The organism is Cupriavidus sp. 30B13, from assembly GCF_049059565.2.
Taxonomy (GTDB): domain Bacteria; phylum Pseudomonadota; class Gammaproteobacteria; order Burkholderiales; family Burkholderiaceae; genus Cupriavidus.
The window spans coordinates 1,192,733-1,207,575 of sequence record NZ_CP188224.1 but is presented as its reverse complement, the minus strand read 5'-3'; the positions used below and the strand labels follow the sequence as shown (position 1 = coordinate 1,207,575).

The following is a 14,843-nucleotide window of genomic DNA, read 5'->3' as shown; positions in this document are numbered from 1 at the left end:
GGCTGCCGGGACGTGTCTGTCTGTCGGGCCGCCCGGCCGCCAGGCCCGGGCACTGCCCTCCAGCGGTTTTGCGCGCCGTGTGGCGCGCTGTTTCGCCATCGCGGGACGAGCGGCGCCACGCGCCGCCGCCGCGGTGATTTTTGACTTAGGGGAGAAACATGAAAACGGGCAAATCGGTCAGGCCGCGCCAGGCGCAGGCCAATCACCGACATCTTGCGCTGAGCGCGCTGGCCATGGCGGTATCGATACAGGCAGCGCACGCGCAGTCTGGCACCGCCGCCACCGCGGCGGCGGCTCCGGGCGAGGTGCAGTTGCCGGTGGTCAGCGTGCGCGCCGACAGCGCGGCCGGCCCGGCCTACGGCGCCAGGAACACGGTGTCGGCCACCAAGACCGACGCGGCCATCGCCGAGACGCCGCAGTCCATCAGCGTGGTGACCGCCGACCAGATCCGCGCCCAGGGCGCGCAGCGGGTCGAGGAAGCGCTGCGCTACACCGCCGGCGTGCGCACCGAGCCGATCTACGACACGCGCCGCGGCAACTACCTGATCCGCGGTTTCCTGGCCTCGCAGCAAGGCCAGTACTGGGACGGCCTGAAGCTGCCGCACTCGGGCGGCTACGGCGGCTGGGAGCTGGAGCCCTACAGCCTGGAGCGCATCGACATCGTGCGCGGGCCGGCCTCGGTGCTGTACGGCCAGAGCTCGCCGGGCGGCATGATCAACCAGGTCAGCAAGCGCCCGCAGGACACCCCGGAGCACGAGCTCAACGTCAGCGTGGGCAACCACGCGCGCAAGGAAGTCTCCGGCGACTTCACCGGTCCGATCGACCAGGACGGCAAGCTGCTGTACCGCGTCACCGCGCTGGCGCGCGACAGCGGCACGCAGACCCCGCACGTGGACGACAACCGCCTGTTCATCTCGCCGCAGATCACCTGGCGCCCGACCGACGCCACCAACCTCACGCTCTACGCGCAGGCCTACAAGGACCGCTCGGGCAACAGCGGCAACTTCCTGCCGGCGGTGGGCACGGTCAGCCGGCTCGGCAACGGCCAGCGCATCCCCAGCGACCTGTTTACCGGCGAGCCGGACTTCGACCTGTTCAAGCGCGAGCAGTACATGGTGGGCTATGAGTTCTCGCACCGCTTCAACGACGTGCTCACGGTGCGGCAGAAACTGCGCTACGCCCACATGCACGTGAGCTACGAGGACATCGGCGGCAGCGGCGGGCTGACCAGCTACACCACCGGCCCGTTCAACCTGCGCCGCATCGGCCTGATCTCCAACGAGTCGTTCAGCCTGTTCACGGTGGACAACCAGGCCCAGGTCAAGCTCTCGCACGGCATCTTCGACCACACCTTCCTGCTGGGCGTGGACTACCAGCGCTCGACCTTCGACCGCCTGCTCGGCCAGAGCGCCAACGAGCCGCCGCTCAACGTGTTCAACCCGGTCTACGGCAACTTCGTGCGCCCGACGTACCAGACCGACACCAGCACCACGCGCGACCAGGTCGGCTTCTACCTGCAGGACCAGGTCAAGATCGACAAGCGCTTCGTGGTGCAGCTGGCGGGCCGCTACGACAAGGCCAAGGTCGATATCGACACGCGCACCATCGCCACCAACGCCACCGCCGTCACCGGCACCGACGACGGCCGCTTCACCGGCCGCGCCGGCCTGCTGTACGAGGGCCCGTTCGGCCTGTCGCCATACGTCAGCTACTCGACCTCGTTCGAGCCCGCCATCAGCACGCTGATCTACGGCGGCGGCACGCCCCAGCCCACCACCGGGCGCCAGTACGAGGCGGGCGTCAAGTGGCAGCCGGCCAACTCGCGCAGCTTCGCGCAGCTCTCGCTGTTCGACCTGACCCAGCGCAACGTGGTGACCACCTCGCCGGTCAACGGCCTGTTCTCGCAGGTCGGTGAAATCAGCTCGCGCGGCATCGAGCTCGAAGGCACCTGGGCGGTGACGCCGAACTTCAACGTGCTGGCCTCCTACACCTACACCGACGCCGAGGTGACCAAGGCCGGCCCGGGCGCGCCCAACGCGGGCAAGGTGCCGCCCTACGTGGCCAAGCACATGGCCTCGCTGTGGGCCGACTACCGCCTCTCCGGCGGCCCGCTGGCCGGCGTGTGGCTGGGCGGCGGCGTGCGCTACGTGGGCGGCAGCTACGACGCCACCAACACGGTCTCGGTGCCGTCGTTCACGCTGGTGGACCTGGCCGCCAGCTACACCATCGCCAAGCACTACACGCTGCGCGTGAACGTCAACAACCTGTTCAACAAGACCTATGTGGCGGCCTGCGACAGCGCCACCAACTGCTACTACGGCCGCAACCGTACCGTGGTGGGCACGTTGAGCTACCGCTGGTAAGCGCCGGCGGCGGCCCGTCCGGCAGCGGACGGGCCGGCGGCAGGCACCGGCACGCATCAGAAAGGATCCCCATGAAAGCGCCCACGCTGCGCATCTGGTACGCCATCCACCGCTGGACCAGCCTGCTGTGCACGCTGAACCTGCTGGTACTGTGCGTGACCGGCCTGCTGCTGATCTTCCACGAGGACATCGACGCCATGCTGGGCCAGGACCACCACGGCAGCGTGGCGGCCGAGCGCGCCGCCGCGCCGCCCGCGGTCCGCCCGCCGCTGCAGGCGCTGGTGGACGCGGCGCGCGCCGCCCGGCCCGGCTGGGCGCCCAAGTCGGTCTCGTTCAGCGACGACGACCCCGACGCGGTGGGCGTGCGCGTGGGCCCGCCCGGCGAGCCCAGGCTGCGCAACGGCGCCACCGTGCAGTTCGACGCCGCCACCGGCGCCACGCGCCGGCCCGGCCCGCCCGGCGAGACCTTCAGCGGCTTTATCCTCAAGCTGCACCTGAACCTGTTCCTGGGCCTGCCGGGCCAGTTCTTCATCGGCTTCATCGGCGTGCTGCTGGTGGCGAGCCTGGTCAGCGGGCTGGTGCTGTACGGCCCGTTCATGCGCAAGCTGGCCTTCGGCCTGCTGCGCTTCGGCAAGCCGGTGCGCGTGGTGCAGGCCGACCTGCACAACCTGTTCGGCATCGTGGTGATGGTGTGGGCGCTGGTGGTCGGGCTGACCGGCACCTTCCTGTCGTTCTCGCCGCTGATCATCGGCCTGTGGCAGAAGACCGAGCTGCAGCACCTGATCGCCACGCTGCCCGGCCCCGCGCCGCGCGCGCTGGTGCCGGTGGACGGCGCGCTGGCGGCGGCGCGCGCGGTGGTGCCCGGCAAGGACCCGGCCTTCGTGTTCTATCCCGGCACCGAGTTTTCCACGGGCCGCCACTACGGCGTGGTGCTGCGCGGCCATGGCGAGCTGCAGAAGCGCGTGTACGCCATCGTGCTGGTCGATGCCGGCGACGGCAAGGTGGCCGCGGTGCGCGGCATGCCGTGGTACCTGCAGGTGCTGCTGCTGTCGGCGCCGTTCCATTTCGGCGACTACGCCGGGCGGCCGCTGCAGGTGCTGTGGGCTCTGCTCACGGTCATCACCGCGGGCGCCACCGTCACCGGCTTCATCTTCTGGCTCAAGCGGCCACGCCGCGGCGCCGGCGCGCGCGCGCCGCAGTTGCCGCAGCTTTCCGGAGACCAGGCATGAAGGACACGGACGGGGAAGACCTGGGCGGCGGGCGCCTGATGCGCGATACCTGGCCGATGCCGGCGCTGCTGGGCCTGCTGTCGCTGGGCGGGCTGGCGGCGGGCATCTTCGGCGACGGCGCCTGGGACTGGCTGTGCTGGCTGGGGCTGGGCGTGCCGGTGGGCGTCACCGCGCGGCTGCTGTGGCGGCAGTGGCGCCGGTTCCGCGCGGGCCGCCGCGCACCCGGCAACATACCGGGCAGCGCGCCGGCGCGCGCCGACGGGACGGAAGGGTCCGAGATCTGAGTTCCGCGGGGACCGGCGCGGCGGGCGGCAAGGCGCGGCATCAGCCGGCAGCCACCACGGCCGTACCTGTCTGCGCGGTCGCGGCGCGCGCCCGCGGCAGCGGACAGGTGCCGCAGTGCCCCTCGCCCGGCAGCCGGTGGTTCAGGCAGCAGATGCGCCGCAGCGGCGCCACGCCCGGCGTGCCGGGCTCCCGGCCTGGCCGGAAGGCGCCGTGGTACGGGTTGGCGATGCCGCCGTCCGACACCGCCTGGCCGATCCACGCCGCCACTTCCGCGCGCGCCGGCGCGCCCAGCGCCGGGTGCGCGGCCAGCTGCCGCGCCACGCCGGCCGCGGCGACACCGCCCGTGCACCACAGCAAGCGCGGCGACACCTTCGCCGCGGCCGACAGCGCGGCCACCACGTCAGGCAGATGCGTATTCACCAGCGGCGCCAGCAAGGCGGGCAACGGCACCGGCAGGCGCTCGCCTTCGTGCGGCAGCAGCAGGCAGGCCAGCAGGCCGTCGGCGGCGCCGTGCCAGGCCGCGCGCGGCGCGTCGAACGGCAGGCGCCGGCGCAGCAGCGCGGCCGCCACCAGCGCGCTGGGCAGCAGCGCCAGCGTGTAGTCGCGGAACCAGGCGGCGGCCAGCGCGCGCAGGTCGTCGCAGCCCAGCGCGCGCGCCTGGCGCGCCAGGCAGTCGCGCGCCTGCGGCTGGCCGAACGCGCCGAGCCACAGGGAGCCGCCGGCCGCGGCTGCCTGCGGCGCGCCGGCCGCGGCAATGCCCACGCGCTCGCCGAACGGGCGCAAGGCCCCGGCGAAGAACGGGGCCAGCGAAGCGATCATCGGGTCTCCTGAGGTGACGGCGCGGCCCTGCCGGCGAGGCCGCCCACGGTAGCGACGACGAAGCGCGCCGCCGGAAATTTAGGGCGCGCCGCCGCTAACTTTCGCCGCGCGCCGCACGTCTATCCAGCAGTGCCCGCCACCTTCGCCACCTTCGCCACCTTCGCGACCTCATGACGCTTCTCTCTTCCCTGCCGCGCAAGCTGCGCTTCACCATCGTCCTGGCCGCCGCGGCCAGCTTGGCCGCCGGCCTGTGCTCGGTGGGCATGATCGCGGTCATCAACCGCGTGCTGGCCACGCAGGGCGCCGGGGCCGCGCGGCTGGCGCTGCCGTTCGCGGCGCTGGCGCTGGCCGTGCTGGCGTGCCGCACGCTGGCCTCCACGCTGTTCGTGCAGGTCAGCCAGAGCGCGCTGGCGCGCATCCGCGCGCAGATCTGCGCGCGTTTCATCGGCGCGCCCTACGCGCATATCGAGCAGACCGGCAACGCGCGCGTGCAGGCCGCGCTGGCCGACGACAGCACCCACGTGGCCAACGGCCTGTCGGTGATCCCGGTGGTGCTGACCAACGCGATGGTGGTGCTGGGCTGCCTGGCCTACCTGGCGTGGCTGTCGTGGCAGACTTTCGCCATCGCCTGCGCCATCATCCTGGCGGGCTCGTGGTTCTACCACCGCAACCACCGCCGCGCGCTGGTGCACCTGAAGCAGGCCAGCGCCGCGCAGGACGTGCTGCACGGCCAGTTCAAGGCGCTGGTGGCGGGCGCGCGCGAGCTCAAGCTCAACCAGGACAAGCAGCACGGCTTCCTGCACGGCGCCCTGGAGGCCTCGCTGGAAGCCGTGCGCGCCGCGCGCACGCGCGGGCTGTCGATCTTCTTCGTGGCGCTGGGCTTCGGCAGCTTCCTGTTCTTCGCGGTGATCGGCGGCGTGCTGTTCGCGCCGCGCGCCACGCCGCTGGCGCCGGCGGTGATGACCGGTTTCACCATCATGTTCCTGTACATCATGTCGCCGCTGGAGTCGCTGCTCAACGCGCTGCCGGCGCTGAGCATGGCTCGCCTGGCCTACGCGCGCATCGAGGCGCTGGGCGCGGACGCCGAGCCGGAAGCGCCGGCGCGCCCACTGCCCGCGGCGCCGTTCGTCTCGGTGGCGCTGGCCGGCGCCAGCCACCGCTACTTCCACGAGGCCGAGAACAGCTTCTTCGCGCTGGGGCCGGTCGACCTGGAATTGCGCGCCGGCGAGATCGTGTTCCTGGTGGGCGGCAACGGCAGCGGCAAGACCACGCTGGCCAAGCTGCTGGCCGGGCTCTATCCGGCGCTGGCCGGCGAGGCGCGCTACAACGGCGCGGCGGTCGACCCGACCCACCTGGCGGACTACCGCGCGCTGTTCTCGGCGGTGTTCTCCGATTTCCACCTGTTCGAGACGCTGCTGGCGCACGACCCGCGCGACGACGCGCTGGCCAACCGCCTGGTCGAGCGCTTCCAGCTTGGCCACAAGGTCAGCGTGCGCGACGGCCGCTTCACCACGCAGGCGCTGTCGCAAGGCCAGCGCAAGCGGCTGGCGCTGATCGTGGCCTGCCTGGAAGGGCGCCCGGTGCTGGTGCTGGACGAATGGGCGGCCGACCAGGACCCGCTGTTCAAGGAGATCTTCTACCGCGAGGTGCTGCCCGAGCTGCGCGCGCAGGGCAAGGCGGTGCTGGTGATCTCGCACGACGACCGCTACTTCGGCGTGGCCGACCGCGTGATCCGGATCGAGAACGGCCAGATCGCGCAGCCCGCGCGCGACGGCGGCGCGCCGGCGCAGGCCCCGCAGGCGCCACCGGCGCGCCGGCATGACGACGCGCTGGCGGCGCCGGCCGCCTGAGCGCCTGCCGCCGCGCCACCCCGCAACACCGCAACCCCACGGACCCGACTCCCATGCCACTGCATCCCGACCTCGAAGCCCTGCTCGACATGGTGGAAAGCGCTACCGCCAGCGGCAAGCGCCCCGCCATCCATCACCTCGCGCCGGCCCGGGCGCGCCGCGAATTCGACGACGCCTCCGGCGCGCTCGACCTGCCGCCGGTGCCGCTGGCGCGCGTGGAAACGCTGACGCTGCCCACGCGCGACGGCGGTCGCATCGGCGCGCGGCTGTTCGCGCCGCGCGCGCCGCAGGCGGGGCCGCCGCTGCCGGTGCTGCTGCATTTCCACAGCGGCGGCTTCACCGTGGGCAGCCTGGATTCGCACGATTCGCTGTGCCGCTCGCTGGCCGCGCGCACGCCGTGCGCGGTGCTGTCGGTGGCCTACCGGCTGGCGCCGGAGCACCGCTTTCCGTGCGCCGCCGACGACGCGGTGGACGCGCTGGCCTGGCTCGGCGCGCACGGCGCGGCGCTGGGGCTGGACCGCGCGCGCATCGCCATCGGCGGCGACAGCGCCGGCGGCACCCTGAGCGCCATGCTGGCGCTGGCCGCGCGCGACGACCCGGCGCTGCCGCAGCCGTGCCTGCAGGTGCTGTGCTACCCGGGCCTGGGCGGGCGCCAGGACACGCCCTCGCACCAGCGCTATGGCCGGGGCTACCTGCTGGACACCGAGACCATCGACTGGTTCTACCGCCAGTATCTGCGCGACGAGCGCGACCGCCTCGACTGGCGCTTCGCGCCGCTGCTGGCGCCCGACCACCGCGGCGTGGCGCCGGCGCTGATGGTGCTGCCCGAATGCGATCCGCTGCGCGACGAAGGCCGCGCCTACGCGCGCAAGCTGGCCGAGGCCGGCGTGGCGGTGACGCTGCGCGAATACCCGGGCATGGTCCACGAGTTCCTGCGCATGGGCAACATCGTCGGCGACGCCGAGGCCGCGCACGACGACATCGCGCGGGCGCTGGCGCAGGCGTTCGGGCTGGCCGACGCGGAGCCGCATGCCGTGGCGCAAGCGGCCTGAGCATGCCGGCCGCCAGACTAAATTCGCGCATGCGCGCCTCGTCTCGGTAGAGAAGGCGCGCATGGCATGCCACCGCCGCGCGCCGGCCCCTATCGGAACACAACGCAACGCAACGCATTCGATTGCCTCGCCAGGATTCGCCATGTCGACCCCGACTTCCGCAGCAACGCCCGCTATGACGTCCGGCGCCACATCCGATGCCACATCGGGCGCCACATCGGGGGGCGCCACATCGGGCGCCACCCCCGGCGCCGTCCAGCCCTTCGAGCGCTTCCGCTCGTTCGCCGCGCAGCCCGACGGCGGCTGCGACAGCCGCTTCGACGGCGCGCGCCTCGACGTGTCGCGCGGCGGCGCCGCGCTGGCCAGCTTCGCCTTCGACGGCGCCACGCTGCGCCTGCGCGAAAGCGCGCTGGACGACGACGCGCTGGCGCGCGCCACCATGGCCGCGCTGGATGCCTGCTTTGCCCACGGCGCGCCGCGCACGCTGCGCGTGCGGCTCGAAGCGCCCGGCTGCGAGCGCGCGCTGCTCGAGCGTGGCGCGCTGGTGCAGGATGCCGCGCGCGGCACGGTGGCGCCGGCCGAGATGCTGTGGCAGCTGCCCGAACTGTGGATGGCGCCCGCGCCGGGCGCCTACCCGCTGCGCTACGCCCTCACCGCGGGCCGCCGCCATCCGCAGCGGCGCCCCAAGCCGCGCGGCGTGGTCTACGCCCGCCACATCCCGTGGCTGGGCCAGACGCTGACGCTGCGCGCCGCCACCATCGGGCAGGACCTGCCGCTGCTGCACCGCTGGATGAACGATCCCGACGTGGCCTACTTCTGGCAGGAAGACGGCGACGAGGCCAGGCACCGCGCCTACCTGCAAGGGCTGCTGGACGACCCGCACATGCTGCCGCTGATCGCCGCGTTCGACGGCCAGCCGTTCGGCTACTTCGAGGTGTACTGGGCCAAGGAGAACCGCATCGCGCCGTTCTACGACGCGCACGACCACGACCGCGGCTGGCACGTGCTGATCGGCGAGCCGGCGTTTCGCGGCAAGCCGTTCCTGACGGCGTGGTTTCCCGCCATCCAGCACTATCAGTTCCTGGACGACGCGCGCACCCAGCGCATCGTGGGCGAGCCGCGCGCCGACCACGCGCGCCAGATCGCCAACCTCGACAAGGCCGGCTTCTCCAAGATCAAGGAGTTCGACTTCCCGCACAAGCGCGCCATGCTGGTGATGCTGCTGCGCGAACGTTTCTTCGGCGAGCACCTGCTGCTGCCTGTTGCCACCCCCGCTGCCGCGCGCGCGCCCGGCGCCTGACCGGCGCCGCCACGCCGCGCTTTTTTTTGCGCCCCATCCCGCGCCCCATCCCGTGATCCATCCATCAAGGACCGAACTCATGACGCTACGCGACGCATCCACCGCCGTCCACGACCTGGTCGGCATCGGCTTCGGGCCGTCCAATCTCGCGCTGGCCATCGCCCTGCAGGAGCAGGCCGGCGCGGGCCGCGCGCTCGACGCGCACTTCCTGGAGAAGCAGCGCACCTACCACTGGCACGGCAACACGCTGGTGGCGCAGAGCGAGATGCAGATTTCCTTCCTCAAGGACCTGGTGTCGATGCGCAATCCCACCAGCCCCTACAGCTTCGTCAACTACCTGCACCGCCACGGGCGCCTGGTGGACTTCATCAACCTGCGCACCTTTTACCCGAGCCGGCTGGAGTACGACGACTACCTGCGCTGGGCGGCCGGCCACTTCGCCGGGCAATGCAGCTATGGCGAGGAAGTGGCCCGCATCGAACCCGAGCCCGGGCGCCACGGCGAGGCCGTCACGCGCGTGCGCGTGGTCTCCACCGACGCCGCGGGACGCGAGCGCGTGCGCAGCGCGCGCGCCATCGTGCTGTCCACCGGCGGCACGCCGCGCATTCCCGAGGTCTTCGCCGGCCTGCGCGACGACGCGCGGCTGTGCCACCATTCCGGCTACCTGGACTGGATCGGCCGCCAGCCGTGCGCCGGCGGCAAGTCCATGCGCATCGCCGTGATCGGCGCCGGCCAGAGCGCGGCCGAGGCCTTCATCGACCTGCACGACAGCTATCCCGGCGTGAAGGCCGACCTGATCGTGCGCGGCGCCGCGCTCAAGCCGGCGGACGACAGCCCCTTCGTCAACGAGATCTTCGCGCCGGCCTACACCGACGTGGTCTACGAGCAGGCCCAGGCCGGGCGCGACCGGCTGATCCAGGAATACCTGAACACCAACTACTCGGTGATCGACGCCGACCTGATCGAGCGCATCTACGCCCTGCTGTACCGGCAGAAGGTCAGCGGCCAGTTCCGCGTCAACCTGCTGACCTGCAAGACGGTGGTGGCGGCCCACGCGGTGGCCGCCGGCATCGAGCTGACCATCGCCGACACCGCGCCGGCCGGCGGCGAAGCCACCGAGACACGCCGCTACGACGCGGTGGTGCTGGCCACCGGCTACGAGCGCGAAAGCCACCGCCGCCTGCTGGCGCCGCTGGCGCCCTACCTGGGCGATTTCGCCGTGGACCGCAACTATCGCGTGCAGGCCGCGCCCGAGCTGGCGGTGCCGGTCTACCTGCAGGGCTTCTGCCAGGGCAGCCACGGCCTGAGCGACACGCTGCTCTCGGTGCTGCCGGCGCGCGCGGAGGAGATTGCCAGCGCGCTGCACGACGCGCTGGCGCCGGGCTGGCAGGACGGCCGCCATGCGCGCGCGGCCGAGCTGGGCGCGCTGCGGGCCTAGTCTTGCCCGTCGGGTGGCGCATCCGGCGGCGCATCCGGCAGCGCAGGTGATCCGACGCTGCGCTGCCGGCTAGCCGCCGGGCGCTTCCCCCGCTTCCCCTGCTTCAGCTGCTTCCCCCGCCTCCCCGCCCGGCTGCGCCGGCGCCAGCCATGCCACCGCCGCGGCGTAGCCCGGCGGCGCCGGCAGCGCGTACAGCCGCGGCACCCGGCCATCGCACAACAGGGCCGCCGCTTCCCGCGTCTCCGGCATCACGGCGAAGCGCGCTCCGGCGCCGGCGGGCAATACCGACACCTGCTGCAGATGCGCGGCGATGCCCACGCCGGGCGCCTTGAGCAGCGCCTCCTTGGCCGTCCACAACGCATGAAAGGCCGCCGGCCATTGCGCCGCGGCCCGCGCCGCCAGCCACGCCCGCTCGCGCGGCGTGAAGCACACCCGCGCCATCTCGCGCAACGCCGGCGGGTCCAGCGCCGCGTCGATGCGCTCCACGTCCACCCCTACCGCCGTCACCTGCGGGGCCTGCGCCAGCGCCACCAGCCCGTGCGCGCCGGCATGCGAGACATTGAAGGCCGGCGCGCCGGGCAGGCCGAGGCAAGGCTTGCCGTGGGCGCCCGCGCCCAGCGGCAACGCCTGCGGCGGCAGGCCAAGCCGTCCGGCCAGTAGCAGGCGCAGGCTGGCGCGCGTCACGGCGAAGCGCAGGCGGTCGGCCGGCCGGCGCAGCGCCGCGCAGCGGGCCTGCTCGGGACCGCTCAGGCAGGTCAGCGCATCGGCCAGCGCCATGCCGCGCCCGGACAGGTCGAGCCGCCACAGCGCCAGCGCCGGGCCGGGGCTGGGCAGGCGCAGCGGCAGGGCGGCTGGCGGGAGGGCGGCTGGCGGGAGAGCGGGCAAGGTCATCGGGCTCCTGGGTGGCCGGGCCGCACGCCGGCCCGGAACAGGGAAGACGAATGAAAGCGGCGCGAATTTAAGCGCTGGCCGCCGCCGGCCAACTGGCCACTCTCCCCGCTCCGGCCCTGCGCCGCGCCGGCATGACAGTGTCCCGCAAATGCCATGCAATCGTCGCCGGATCGACACGGCTCCGTCATAAGAGTTGTCCTAGACGAGCATCGCCACGTGAAATTTAATGCTTTTCATAACGCGAAATCGTGGCACAAAAGTATAGGAATGCTAACTACAGCGTTACTTTTTTCTTAATTGACAATCATTCGCATTCTCATTAACTTGTTTTGCCCGTACTCGCCAACGCGCCAAAGGAGTTTCCTGTGGACCACGCTTCCGATCTGTGCGCCGATCTCGCCAATCTCGGCTGGGATCCCGGAAACGGCCTGCTGGCCCTGTTCCTGGAACATCGCGGCGCGCTGGTGGGCGCCGCCGCGCGCATCGTCGGCTCGCGCCACCACGCCGAGGACGTGGTGCAGGACGCGTTCCTGCGGCTGCGCGGCCTGGACGGCGGCGCGCCGGCGATCCGCTCCAAGGTGAGCTACCTGTTCCAGATGGTGCGCAACCTCGCCATCGACGCCTACCGGCGCCAGAGCCTGGAGCTGAAATGGATGGCGCCGGAGGAGGACGGCATCCATGCGCCCTCGCCCGCCACGCTGCCGGACACGATCGCGATGGACCGCCAGGCGCTGTGCGCGCTGTCGGGCGCGCTGGCCGAACTGCCCGAGCGCACCCAGCAGGCGTTCGAGATGTGCCGGCTGCAGGGCATGACGCAGAAGGAGATCGCCACGGTGCTGGGGGTGTCGCCCACGCTGGTGAACTTCATGGTGCGCGACGCCTGCATCCACTGCCGCGCGCGGCTTACCCGCCAGCAGGTGATCTGACGGCGGCGGCAGGTACGCCGGACTGGCCGGCCGCCTGCCGCGCCGGCCGCCGCCGGCCGTGCTCGCGCGCGAAGGCGGCCGGCGTGCAGCCGATGTGCCGGTGGAAGCGCCGCGTGAAGTGGCTCTGGTCGGCGAAGCCGGCCATCAGCGCGACTTCGGTCAGCGGCACGTCGGTCTCCAGGATCAGCGCCTGCGCGCGGCGGATGCGGCATTGCTCGACGAAGCTGATGGCGGTCATGCCGGTGCTGCGCTTGAACAGGCGCGTGAAGTGGAAGCGGCTCACCTGCACCAGGTCCGCCAGCTCGGCCAGGCCGATGGTCCGGTCGATGTTGTCCTCGATGAATTCCGTCAGCCGCGCCAGCTCGCCGCGGCCCAGCGGCGGCACCTCCTGGCACGCGAGCGGCTCGAACGCGTTGTAGCTGCGCAGCAGGTGCGCCGCGAGCGCCAGCGAGACCTGGTCGGCGATCAGGGCCTGCGCCGGGTGGGGCTTGCGCTCCAGCTCCGCCAGCAGGATCTGCGCCAGGCGCTCGATCACGGCGTCGCGCGTCTCGAACACGTTGCGGATCTCGATGCGCGAGGTGCTGCGGGGGCCGAGCTGTTCGCCCGCGCTGGCGACCAGCGAGGCGGGAACGCGCAGCCGCGCCGACGCCGCCGAATCGCCCTCCCAGGCCGACTCGTACCCGGCCGGCATCAGCAGCGACACGCCCGCGGAGATCCAGCCGTCATGCACCGCGCCGCCGCGCCGCTGGACCAGCCGCGCGCGGCCCGACGGGCAATAGCAGATCAGGTGATGGTCGAGCGCGGGATAGGCGACGGCGCAATCGGGCTGCGGCGGATACAGGTCCACCGTCACGCCGCTCCAGCCGCGCTCGCGGGTGGTGGCGGATGGCCGGCGCGACTTGATGTCGACGATCTTGTCGATGGAGACCGGCTGCCCGGGTGAACGCGCCGATGAGGGCGCCGATGCGTGCGCCGACGAGTGCGCTGAGGTGTCGGAGTGCGGCTCCGCCATTGCAGCCTCCTGCCCGGATGAAGGTTGGGATACGGATACGCCTGGATATGCCTGGATATGCCTGGATACCCCTGGACTGGCCGGCGCAGTCTCCCATTTCCCCCGTGAAAGCGCAAGTTCCGCGCGCGGCGCGCTACTCCGCCGGCACTTCCTGCCGGCGGGCGATTTCGATGCCGGGCAGCAGCAGCATGGCGGCGATGGCGCCGAGCGCGATCAGCAGCATCGCGATGAAGGTGACGTGCAGCGAGTGGTGCAGCGCCTCGCGCACCAGCGTGCTGCCGGCCAGATGCCGGCCGGCGCCGTCCAGCACCTGGCGCAACTGCTCGGTGCTGACCACGCCCAGGCCCGCGGCATGGTGCATGCCGAAGTTCTGCACGGCGCCGAGCAGCGCCGCGCCCAGCGTGTTGCCGAGGTTGCGCGCGAACAGGTTGGAGGCGGTGGCGCTGCCGCGGTCGGCCAGCGGCACGATCTCCTGGATCAGCACCAGCGAGCACACGCTCTGGATGCCCATGCCGAAGCCCATCACCAGCGAGCCCAGGCCCGCCAGCGCCGGACTGCTCCCGGGCGTGAGCAGCACGAAGACCAGCGCGCCGGCCGGCAGGAACAGGCTGCCGCCGATCAGCAGGCGGCGCAGGCCGATGCGGTGGAAGGTGCGCGACGAAATGGTGGCGCCCGCGGGCCAGCCCACCATCATCATGGTCAGCGCGAAGCCGGCCACCACCGGGCTGCGGTCCATCGCCACCTGCACGTACATCGGCAGGAAGGTGGTCAGCCCCATCAGTGCCATGCCGGAGAACAGCGTGGCGCCGTTGCAGGCCAGCACCGGGCGGTGGCCCCACAGGCGGAACGAGATCATCGGATCGGCGGCGCGGCGCTCCTGCCGCACGAACAGCAGCACGCTCGCGCACAGCACGGCGACCTCCGCGGCCAACCGGGCCGTGCCCGCCGTGCCGGCGTCGGTCAGCGCCATCATCAGCGCCGCCACCGCCGCCGTGAAGTACGCGGCGCCGGCGATGTCGATGGCCGGGCGCTTGCGCACCGGCTGCTCGTGCAGGAAGGCGATGAAGCCGAGCGCGGCCAGCGCGCCGATCGGCAGGTTGATCCAGAAGATCCACGCCCACGACAGCTTGCTGATGATCAGGCTGCCCGCCATCGGCCCGAGCACCGCCGACACCGCCCACACGCTGGCCAGGTAGCCCTGCACCTTGCCGCGCTCGTGCGCGGGGTAGAGGTCGCCGACGATGGTCAGCGTGACCGGCAGGATGGCGCCGGCGCCGATGCCCTGCAGCAGCCGGAACACGATCATGGACGGCATCGACCACGCAAAGCCCGCCAGCACCGAGCCCAGCAGGAAGATGGCGATGCCGGCCAGCGTGACCGGCTTGCGCCCGTAGAGGTCCGCCAGCTTGCCGAACACCACGGTCATGGCGGTCTGGGTCAGCAGGAACGACGAGAACACCCAGCTATACAGGCGCAGGCCGCCGAGCTGCGTGACGATCTGCGGCATGGCGGTGGAGACGATGGTCGCTTCGAGCGCGACCATGGCCATCGACGCCATCACGGCCACGATGACCATGGGGCGGTTCGTACGGGGAGCTTGGGGCATGGATACGGGAGAAAGGAAGCCTGGGCGACGCGGCGGCGCGGCGGGCCCGCAAGGGACGCAGGCCCACATGCT

Annotated in this window: 12 protein-coding genes; 8 read left to right on the top strand and 4 right to left on the bottom strand. The window is 72.1% G+C overall.

Features of this window, described 5'->3' with window-relative positions; genetic code table 11:
• Window positions 1–158 precede the first annotated feature (158 nt).
• The 3 genes from ACKI2N_RS24650 to ACKI2N_RS24640 all read left to right on the top strand — a co-directional run bounded on the left by ACKI2N_RS24650 (window position 159) and on the right by ACKI2N_RS24640 (window position 3,876).
• On the top strand, window positions 159–2,363 hold the full coding sequence (locus ACKI2N_RS24650) for a TonB-dependent siderophore receptor (RefSeq protein WP_420997408.1): 2,205 nt from the start codon (window positions 159–161) through the stop codon (window positions 2,361–2,363).
• A 71-nt stretch (window positions 2,364–2,434) separates the two neighbouring features.
• Complete coding sequence (locus ACKI2N_RS24645; RefSeq protein ID WP_420997407.1) at window positions 2,435–3,592, top strand: PepSY-associated TM helix domain-containing protein; 1,158 nt, start codon at window positions 2,435–2,437, stop codon at window positions 3,590–3,592.
• Window positions 3,589–3,876, top strand: a complete 288-nt coding sequence (locus ACKI2N_RS24640; RefSeq protein WP_426990944.1) for a hypothetical protein — start codon at window positions 3,589–3,591, stop codon at window positions 3,874–3,876. The genes ACKI2N_RS24645 and ACKI2N_RS24640 overlap by 4 nt, the downstream gene beginning before the upstream one ends.
• A gap of 40 nt (window positions 3,877–3,916) precedes the next feature.
• Here the strand turns inward: ACKI2N_RS24640 and fhuF are convergent, their stop codons facing one another.
• Window positions 3,917–4,696 (bottom strand): siderophore-iron reductase FhuF, encoded by a 780-nt coding sequence (gene fhuF, locus ACKI2N_RS24635; RefSeq protein ID WP_420997404.1) that lies wholly within the window; start codon window positions 4,694–4,696, stop codon window positions 3,917–3,919.
• A 170-nt stretch (window positions 4,697–4,866) separates the two neighbouring features.
• Here fhuF and ACKI2N_RS24630 point away from each other — a divergent pair, with 170 nt between their 5' ends.
• The 4 genes from ACKI2N_RS24630 to ACKI2N_RS24615 all read left to right on the top strand — a co-directional run bounded on the left by ACKI2N_RS24630 (window position 4,867) and on the right by ACKI2N_RS24615 (window position 10,336).
• Entirely contained in the window at window positions 4,867–6,546 is a 1,680-nt protein-coding gene (locus ACKI2N_RS24630) for a cyclic peptide export ABC transporter (RefSeq protein WP_420997402.1), read from the top strand.
• A 53-nt stretch (window positions 6,547–6,599) separates the two neighbouring features.
• Window positions 6,600–7,598: an alpha/beta hydrolase fold domain-containing protein gene (locus ACKI2N_RS24625; protein ID WP_420997400.1), complete on the top strand. Its 999-nt coding sequence runs from the start codon at window positions 6,600–6,602 to the stop codon at window positions 7,596–7,598.
• Between the two features lie 142 nt (window positions 7,599–7,740).
• Window positions 7,741–8,898 carry a GNAT family N-acetyltransferase gene (locus ACKI2N_RS24620; RefSeq protein WP_420997398.1) on the top strand — a complete coding sequence of 386 codons (1,158 nt, stop codon included), beginning with the start codon at window positions 7,741–7,743 and terminating at the stop codon, window positions 8,896–8,898.
• Window positions 8,899–8,977: 79 nt separating this feature from the next.
• Complete coding sequence (locus tag ACKI2N_RS24615) at window positions 8,978–10,336, top strand: lysine N(6)-hydroxylase/L-ornithine N(5)-oxygenase family protein (protein ID WP_420997396.1); 1,359 nt, start codon at window positions 8,978–8,980, stop codon at window positions 10,334–10,336.
• A 69-nt stretch (window positions 10,337–10,405) separates the two neighbouring features.
• Here the strand turns inward: ACKI2N_RS24615 and ACKI2N_RS24610 are convergent, their stop codons facing one another.
• Window positions 10,406–11,227, bottom strand: a complete 822-nt coding sequence (locus ACKI2N_RS24610; RefSeq protein ID WP_420997395.1) for a 4'-phosphopantetheinyl transferase family protein — start codon at window positions 11,225–11,227, stop codon at window positions 10,406–10,408.
• Between the two features lie 365 nt (window positions 11,228–11,592).
• Here ACKI2N_RS24610 and ACKI2N_RS24605 point away from each other — a divergent pair, with 365 nt between their 5' ends.
• Window positions 11,593–12,153, top strand: a complete 561-nt coding sequence (locus ACKI2N_RS24605) for an RNA polymerase factor sigma-70 (protein WP_426990943.1) — start codon at window positions 11,593–11,595, stop codon at window positions 12,151–12,153.
• On the opposite strand, the gene ACKI2N_RS24600 is transcribed toward ACKI2N_RS24605, so the two are convergent.
• Together ACKI2N_RS24600 and ACKI2N_RS24595 are read right to left on the bottom strand one after the other, a co-directional pair.
• The gene (locus tag ACKI2N_RS24600; RefSeq protein ID WP_420997393.1) at window positions 12,131–13,165 is read right to left on the bottom strand and encodes a helix-turn-helix domain-containing protein; all 1,035 of its coding nucleotides are present in this window, start codon (window positions 13,163–13,165) and stop codon (window positions 12,131–12,133) included. The genes ACKI2N_RS24605 and ACKI2N_RS24600 overlap by 23 nt on opposite strands.
• Window positions 13,166–13,298: 133 nt before the next feature.
• Window positions 13,299–14,771 (bottom strand): MDR family MFS transporter, encoded by a 1,473-nt coding sequence (locus tag ACKI2N_RS24595; RefSeq protein WP_420997392.1) that lies wholly within the window; start codon window positions 14,769–14,771, stop codon window positions 13,299–13,301.
• Window positions 14,772–14,843 lie beyond the last annotated feature (72 nt).

Excerpts from the sequence above, each read along its gene's own strand:
- ACKI2N_RS24650 (WP_420997408.1), top strand. The coding sequence starts at position 159 with ATGAAAACGGGCAAATCGGTCAGGCCGCGCCAGGCGCAGGCCAATCAC.
- ACKI2N_RS24645 (WP_420997407.1), top strand. The coding sequence starts at position 2,435 with ATGAAAGCGCCCACGCTGCGCATCTGGTACGCCATCCACCGCTGGACC.
- ACKI2N_RS24640 (WP_426990944.1), top strand. The coding sequence starts at position 3,589 with ATGAAGGACACGGACGGGGAAGACCTGGGCGGCGGGCGCCTGATGCGC.
- fhuF (WP_420997404.1), bottom strand. The coding sequence starts at position 4,696 with ATGATCGCTTCGCTGGCCCCGTTCTTCGCCGGGGCCTTGCGCCCGTTC.
- ACKI2N_RS24630 (WP_420997402.1), top strand. The coding sequence starts at position 4,867 with ATGACGCTTCTCTCTTCCCTGCCGCGCAAGCTGCGCTTCACCATCGTC.
- ACKI2N_RS24625 (WP_420997400.1), top strand. The coding sequence starts at position 6,600 with ATGCCACTGCATCCCGACCTCGAAGCCCTGCTCGACATGGTGGAAAGC.
- ACKI2N_RS24620 (WP_420997398.1), top strand. The coding sequence starts at position 7,741 with ATGTCGACCCCGACTTCCGCAGCAACGCCCGCTATGACGTCCGGCGCC.
- ACKI2N_RS24615 (WP_420997396.1), top strand. The coding sequence starts at position 8,978 with ATGACGCTACGCGACGCATCCACCGCCGTCCACGACCTGGTCGGCATC.
- ACKI2N_RS24610 (WP_420997395.1), bottom strand. The coding sequence starts at position 11,227 with ATGACCTTGCCCGCTCTCCCGCCAGCCGCCCTCCCGCCAGCCGCCCTG.
- ACKI2N_RS24600 (WP_420997393.1), bottom strand. The coding sequence starts at position 13,165 with ATGGCGGAGCCGCACTCCGACACCTCAGCGCACTCGTCGGCGCACGCA.
- ACKI2N_RS24595 (WP_420997392.1), bottom strand. The coding sequence starts at position 14,771 with ATGCCCCAAGCTCCCCGTACGAACCGCCCCATGGTCATCGTGGCCGTG.